This window comes from Leisingera sp. F5, assembly GCF_001593695.1.
Genome location: NZ_LUKH01000118.1, coordinates 1 through 5,725, shown reverse-complemented (window position 1 = coordinate 5,725; position 5,725 = coordinate 1). Strand labels below are relative to the sequence as shown.

Annotated in this window: 7 protein-coding genes and 2 pseudogenes; 2 read left to right on the top strand and 7 right to left on the bottom strand. The window is 60.1% G+C overall.

Going from position 1 to position 5,725, the window contains the following annotated elements; all coding sequences use genetic code 11:
- Together A2I95_RS42615 and rplS are read right to left on the bottom strand one after the other, a co-directional pair.
- Positions 1-79, bottom strand: a pseudogene (locus A2I95_RS42615) (50S ribosomal protein L31); the annotation flags it as partial.
- 11 nt (positions 80-90) lie between these two features.
- Complete coding sequence (rplS, locus tag A2I95_RS25245; RefSeq protein WP_129369277.1) at positions 91-465, bottom strand: 50S ribosomal protein L19; 375 nt, start codon at positions 463-465, stop codon at positions 91-93.
- A gap of 361 nt (positions 466-826) precedes the next feature.
- Here rplS and A2I95_RS25240 point away from each other — a divergent pair, with 361 nt between their 5' ends.
- A complete protein-coding gene (locus A2I95_RS25240) occupies positions 827-1,807 on the top strand; it encodes a mechanosensitive ion channel family protein (RefSeq protein WP_291734347.1) in 981 nt (326 codons plus the stop codon).
- A 65-nt stretch (positions 1,808-1,872) separates the two neighbouring features.
- Here the strand turns inward: A2I95_RS25240 and A2I95_RS25235 are convergent, their stop codons facing one another.
- Positions 1,873-2,208 (bottom strand): YegP family protein, encoded by a 336-nt coding sequence (locus A2I95_RS25235; RefSeq protein ID WP_129372790.1) that lies wholly within the window; start codon positions 2,206-2,208, stop codon positions 1,873-1,875.
- Positions 2,209-2,333: 125 nt separating this feature from the next.
- Positions 2,334-3,137 (bottom strand): tRNA (guanosine(37)-N1)-methyltransferase TrmD, encoded by an 804-nt coding sequence (gene trmD, locus A2I95_RS25230; protein ID WP_291734345.1) that lies wholly within the window; start codon positions 3,135-3,137, stop codon positions 2,334-2,336.
- Between the two features lie 56 nt (positions 3,138-3,193).
- Here trmD and A2I95_RS25225 point away from each other — a divergent pair, with 56 nt between their 5' ends.
- Positions 3,194-4,237, top strand: a complete 1,044-nt coding sequence (locus tag A2I95_RS25225) for a phosphotransferase (protein WP_367152533.1) — start codon at positions 3,194-3,196, stop codon at positions 4,235-4,237.
- A gap of 15 nt (positions 4,238-4,252) precedes the next feature.
- Here the strand turns inward: A2I95_RS25225 and rimM are convergent, their stop codons facing one another.
- The 3 genes and pseudogenes from rimM to A2I95_RS25210 form a co-directional block, all read right to left on the bottom strand.
- Positions 4,253-4,756, bottom strand: a complete 504-nt coding sequence (rimM, locus tag A2I95_RS25220; protein ID WP_129369281.1) for a ribosome maturation factor RimM — start codon at positions 4,754-4,756, stop codon at positions 4,253-4,255.
- Between the two features lie 153 nt (positions 4,757-4,909).
- Positions 4,910-5,548, bottom strand: a complete 639-nt coding sequence (gene bluB, locus A2I95_RS25215; RefSeq protein ID WP_027257242.1) for a 5,6-dimethylbenzimidazole synthase — start codon at positions 5,546-5,548, stop codon at positions 4,910-4,912.
- 4 nt (positions 5,549-5,552) lie between these two features.
- Positions 5,553-5,725: pseudogene (locus A2I95_RS25210) on the bottom strand (30S ribosomal protein S16); the annotation flags it as partial.

The following is a 5,725-nucleotide window of genomic DNA, read 5'->3' as shown; positions in this document are numbered from 1 at the left end:
TGGAGCGCATCTTGATGATGGTACCGTCGGTCATTTTGACGTCGATGAAGTGGTATTCGGGATGAGTGTCTTTTTTCATGATACCGCTCCTCAGGCTTTCTTGGGCTTGTAGTGTGCATCTTCTGCGATACGGGCCGACTTGCCGCGGCGCTCGCGCAGGTAGTACAGTTTGGCGCGGCGCACGCGGCCGCGGCGCACAACGGTGATGCTGTCGATGTTGGTCGAATGCAGCGGGAACACACGCTCCACGCCTTCGCCGAACGAAATCTTGCGGACGGTGAACGAACCGGCAATGCCCGAACCGTTTTTACGGCTGATGCAAACACCTTCGTACATCTGCACGCGCGAACGCGAGCCTTCGGTCACCTTAAAGCCGACACGGATGGTGTCGCCGGCTTTGAAATCAGGGATATCTTTCCCCAGGGCGGCGATCTGTTCCGCCTCCAGCTGTGCGATCAAGTTCATCGCAACTCTCCTAAATTGGCCTGCAGTTTTTCCGCAGAGGTTTGCACCGTCATGAGAGCTCTTGGTCTTCACCGGGTCCCGCCACAGGCAGCCCGCCAGAGATCATGCAGTCTGTTTCTTGCTTCTGGCGGTCAGGTCCCGGGTGAAAACCGAAGAAGATCTTCAGGTGGATTGATCCAACAGCCAGCAGTCCGGAGCCGCAAAAGCGAATCCAGACTTGCGGACGTATAGGCAGAAATGCGGGCCGGATCAAGGGAAAGAAATGCAGTTCCGGCCGCAGCGGGGGCGGAGCCGGGCCGCAGCATGGAACCTTCGAGGATGACAGGCGTTTTACCTGACCGGAGCCAAGAGAGGAAGACAGATGGAGCAGGTGGATGCGGATGTCGGCAATGTTTTTGAGAAGATAGACAGCTGGGTGGACGGCTTTTTCAGGATCCTGCCCAACCTTGGCATCGCGCTTGTTCTGCTTGCCGTGTTCTGGCTGCTGGCCAGGCTGGTTGCCGGTGTCGTGAGTAAGGCCGGAAAAAGACGCGGGCGGGACAATCTGGGCGAGGTCGGCGCAGCCCTGATAAAATGGGCGCTGATCATTGTCGGTCTGATGCTGGCGATCACGGTCATTGCGCCCTCCATCACTCCTGCGGATCTGTTTGCCGGCCTGGGTATCGGCTCCGTTGCCATCGGCTTTGCCTTTAAGGACATTCTGCAGAACCTGCTGGCGGGGATCCTGATTCTGCTGCGCCAGTTTTCGGTTGGGGACCAGATTATCTCTGGCGGGCATGAAGGCACGGTGGAGCGGATCGAAACCCGGGCAACGCTCATTAAAACATACGACGGGCGCCGCGTTGTCATTCCGAATTCTGACATTTACACCGATGCCGTCACCGTCAACACAGCGTTTGAGCAGCGCCGTTCGCAGTATGACGTGCAGATCGGCTGCAACGACAGCTGGGACGACGCCAAGCGGATCATGCTGGAGGCTGCGCGCGGATGCGACGGGGTGCTGGAGGACCCGGCGCCGGAAGTGCTGCCTTGGGCGATTGCTGACAATGGCAACAATATCCGCCTGCGCTGGTGGACCAAATCCGACCGGGCAAGCGTGGTGCAGACCTTTGCCCAGGTGATCGAGGCTGTCTACAAGGCGCTGGATGAAAACGGAATTGACATGCCGTACCCGACCCAAGTGATGCTGTTTCACGACCAGACCGAGGAAACCGATGGCGACCGCAGCCGGCATCGTGAAGGCTGGCCTGCGCGGCCCGATGGCAACAACCCCAGGCCGCTCCGGATCGCAGATGCGCTGGCCGGGAGGCGGCAGACGCAAAGTGAGGGGAGCCAAGGGTAACCGGGGCCCCGGACGGGCGTGGCTGCACAAGGCCGGTGGGCCTTGTGTCTGTCACACCGGCAATCTTAGCCGGTTTTGTCGTCCACTGCTGCATCAGGGGCGTTTTTCTTGACGGACTCGATGCCATTGTCGCGGCCAGAGGCGCTGGCATAGCTTTGCGAGGTGCCGATCACCTGGCCATTGGTGGCTTTCAGGTTGAACATGTGCTTGCCGGCTGCTGTTTCCTTGCGCTCATACCGCCCATCATCGCCAGCGTTCTTTTTAACTGACTCAATACCGTTCTCAGCACTGGCTTTCTGCTTGTAGCCTTCGCTGGCCAGAATGTTCTCGCCGTTGCCTGCTTTCAGGCGGAAGCGGAATTCGCCCGCATTATCGGTATAAAGTTCGAATTTCCCAGACACCCTGCTCACTCCTAATTCCTGATGAATATGAGGGGACTAAAGCACGGCTTGGGTCATCCGGCAATGTTTTGGGGCTGCTGGCGCTGCTGTAAACGCGGAATTGGCGATGCGGGCCAATCACCCGATCAGCGTTTGTTGTCTTTCTTGCTGCTGTGAGCTTCCCACAGGTCAGGACGGCGGGCCTTGGTGATGTCTTCGCTCATCCTATGTCTCCATTCCGCAATCTTACCATGATGGCCTGACATCAGCACGTCCGGGATTGCGCGGCCGTTCCACTCGGCAGGCCGGGTGTATTGCGGATGCTCCAGCAGGCCGGAGGAGAAGCTTTCTTCCTCGGTCGAAGCCTGGTTGCCAAGCACCCCGGGAAGGAGCCGGACGGTGGCATCAATCAGTGCCTGCGCGGCCAGTTCGCCGCCGGTCATCACGAAATCACCCAAGGAGACTTCCTGAATGCCGTAATGTTCCAGTACCCGTTCATCGACACCTTCAAACCGGCCGCACAACAGGGTCATGCCATCGCATTGGGCAAAGTTCTGCATCATCTGCTGGTTCATCCGGCGCCCCCGCGGTGACAGGTAGATCAGCGGCCAGTTGCCTTTGGTGCCTGCCATCGTGTGCTCAATTGCGGTGCCCAGCACATCTGCGCGCAGCACCATTCCGGCACCGCCGCCTGCCGGGGTGTCATCGACATTGCGATGCTTGCCGGCGCCGAACTCGCGCAGGTCCACTGTCTCCAGTTGCCACAACCCGTCCTGCAGCGCCTTACCGGTCAGGCTTTCACCCAGCACTCCGGGGAAGGCTGTGGGAAACAGGGTGATGACCTTGGCTTTCCAAACGCCTGCAAGGTCCGGCGTGGGTGTCATCAGTTCACGCGGTTTCAGGGTCGGGCGGATGGCTTTGCGGCCATGGGATTTGCTTGGTGCTGTCATAGTAATGCTGTTTAGTTCAGTCAGATTTTCGCGCAATAGAAAGCTTTGGATCCTGCATGACTTCGAACCGCACTTCTCTGCCAGCATCCATTGAGCAGCCGGGCGGGTTTGAGGCCGCGCAGCGCCGTGCCGAAGCGCTGTGGCCCGGGATCGCTTCGGACCTGGGTCTCCCGGCTGCAGGCGCTTTGTTCAGACGGATGCAGGTCAACCCCAAAAAAGAGGATCATTGCTGCGTCTTGAGAGTTTCTTTGCAAGACGGCAGGGAACTTGTGATGCGGGCTGACTTCGCCGAAGGGAACCTTCACCGGTATCAGGCGAACCTGAAACGCCACCAAACCGCAGCAGAGGCGCTGAAATTCACGGCGGGTGTATCGGTGCCGCAGCTTCTTTGGTGCGATCCCCAGTATAAGTACACGCTGATGGAATTGGCTCCTGGGGATACAGCATTCCAGGCATTGTATCTGGCTGGCTATGGGCTTGGGGACCGCGACCGGCTGTTGCAGCGGATCGGAGCCGCGGTTGCTGCGCTGCACCGCTGCTCGGCGGCGGATGAGCAGGTATTCTGGCCGAAGCGGCATCTTGAAACTGTGTCACGGACCGCCAGTACCGTTCGCACAGGAGAGGTGACCGTTGTAAAACCAAAACGTTTCCTGGGGCTTTGTGCGTATCTGCACCGCGCTGGGCGGCGCGCCAGAGGTGTCAGATACCAGCCCTGCCTTGCCCACGGCGACCTGCACTTCCGGAATATTCTGGCCTCAGCTGATCAGATTTCCTTTATCGATTTTTCCAGCCAGAGGTTTTCTATCGCCGAGCGCGATATCTCCAACCTATGGCTTGCAAATGGCCTGGACCATTTGTCTGGCCTGGACGGAGACGCTGGATTTGGCGGGGTTTCACAGGCAGATTGGGCGGCGTTCGAAGAAGGCTACGGGCGGCATGTTTCCTGTGAACCGCTTTTCCAGTTCTGCTTTGCACTGCGGCTTTGGGAATCCTGGGTCAGGTTCTCGGCATCCGGCCGCGCCGCCGGAGAGAAAGGCCAGAGGCAGCTTGAGCAGTTGGTTAAGGTTCTTGATTTACTTCTGGAACAAGAACCGGACTGAGCGGGGCCAGCCCGCTCAGAACAGCCCTTCGGGCGGGTCGGCGATGATGCGGCCCCGGGTCTGGTCCACGGTTGGCACCGCTTCCAGAGTGAAGGGCAGCAGCACCGTGGCTTTCAGGCCGGGGCCGTGGATTTCCAGCAGGTCGGCGGCGCCGTGGTTCTGCACCGATTTCACTGTGCCCAGCAGGGTGCCGCCGGTGTCATACACTTCCAGCCCGATCAGGTCGGTGTGATAGAATTCGTCATCCGGCAGCTTTGGCAGCTGGTCGCGGCGGGCAAACAGGCGCAGGCCTCTGACTGCATCGGCCTGCTCTTTGGTTTCAACGCCGCTCAGCCGGGCGGCAAAGCCGTTTTTGACCGTTCGGGTCAGGGTCACCGTAAAACTCCGGCTGCCGTCCTCGCTGGTAAGCGGTGAATAGTCGCTGATTTCTTCGGGAATGGCGCAGAAGCTCTTGAGCCGCACCTCGCCGCGCACGCCGAAAGCGCCGGCCACCGCTCCTACGCAGATCAGGTCGCTCATGGTTTTATTCCTTTGCACAGAACCCTGCGCGCAGCCAGTGGCCGCCAGATTGTTCGCAGAGTTCGCTTTGGTGGTTGCGTTCAAAAAAGATGCCTGCGGTAAAGGCCACTGCAACAAAAAACACAAGCCGGATCAACCGCCCCATCATGGGTCTCAGCGGGTTTCAAGCGGCAGGCTGGCCATCCGGTTTTCCCAGCCGGTTTCTTCCAGCTCCGGCGTGTCCGAGAACCGTTCCGGGTAGCCGATGCAGAAATACCCGATCAGCTGCCAGCCCTCGGGGGCGTTCAGATCGCGGTTCAGCTGTTCGGGGTCCAGCACCGATACCCATCCCAAGCCCAGTCCTTCGGCCCGAAGAGCAAGCCAGAACAATGTGATAGCGGTGACCACCGAATAGCGGCGCATCTCCGGCATGGTTGCGGCGCCCAGGCCGTGGCCCTGCGCGGTTTCGTCATCGCAATAGACCGCCAATTGTACCGGGGCATCGCGCATTCCGGACAGTTTCAGCCCGGCATAACGCTCGGCGCGTTCGCCGGAATATCCCTCCAGCGCTTGCGCATTGGCAGCCTCAAAATTCTTCAGCGCAGCGGCGCGGGCGGTGCTGCTGTCCACCCGCAGGATGCGCCAGGGTTCGCTGAGGCCCACAGACGGGGCAAGCGGAATGGCAGAGAGGCAGCGCATCAGCACTGCCTCTTCCACCGGATCGCTGCGGAACCGGCGCACGTCGCGCCGGAGCCGCATCAGCAGATCAAGCTGGCTGCGGAACTCTTCGGGAAAAGCGCCCCTCAGCTCCACGGAATTATTCCGCGTCTGCAGCTGCTTCGGAGGCTTCGGCAGCCTTTGCAGCTTTCTCTTCTGCACGCTCCTGGGCTTTCTTGCCCGGGGTGCCTTTCTTGGGGTTGCTGCGCTCGGTCTTGGCGCGGACGCCGGCCGCTTCCAGCATGCGGGCGATACGGTCGGTCGGCTGTGCGC

Excerpts from the sequence above, each read along its gene's own strand:
- trmD (WP_291734345.1), bottom strand. The coding sequence starts at position 3,137 with ATGACAGCACCAAGCAAATCCCATGGCCGCAAAGCCATCCGCCCGACC.
- rimM (WP_129369281.1), bottom strand. The coding sequence starts at position 4,756 with ATGAGCGACCTGATCTGCGTAGGAGCGGTGGCCGGCGCTTTCGGCGTG.
- rplS (WP_129369277.1), bottom strand. The coding sequence starts at position 465 with ATGAACTTGATCGCACAGCTGGAGGCGGAACAGATCGCCGCCCTGGGG.
- A2I95_RS25225 (WP_367152533.1), top strand. The coding sequence starts at position 3,194 with ATGACTTCGAACCGCACTTCTCTGCCAGCATCCATTGAGCAGCCGGGC.
- A2I95_RS25240 (WP_291734347.1), top strand. The coding sequence starts at position 827 with ATGGAGCAGGTGGATGCGGATGTCGGCAATGTTTTTGAGAAGATAGAC.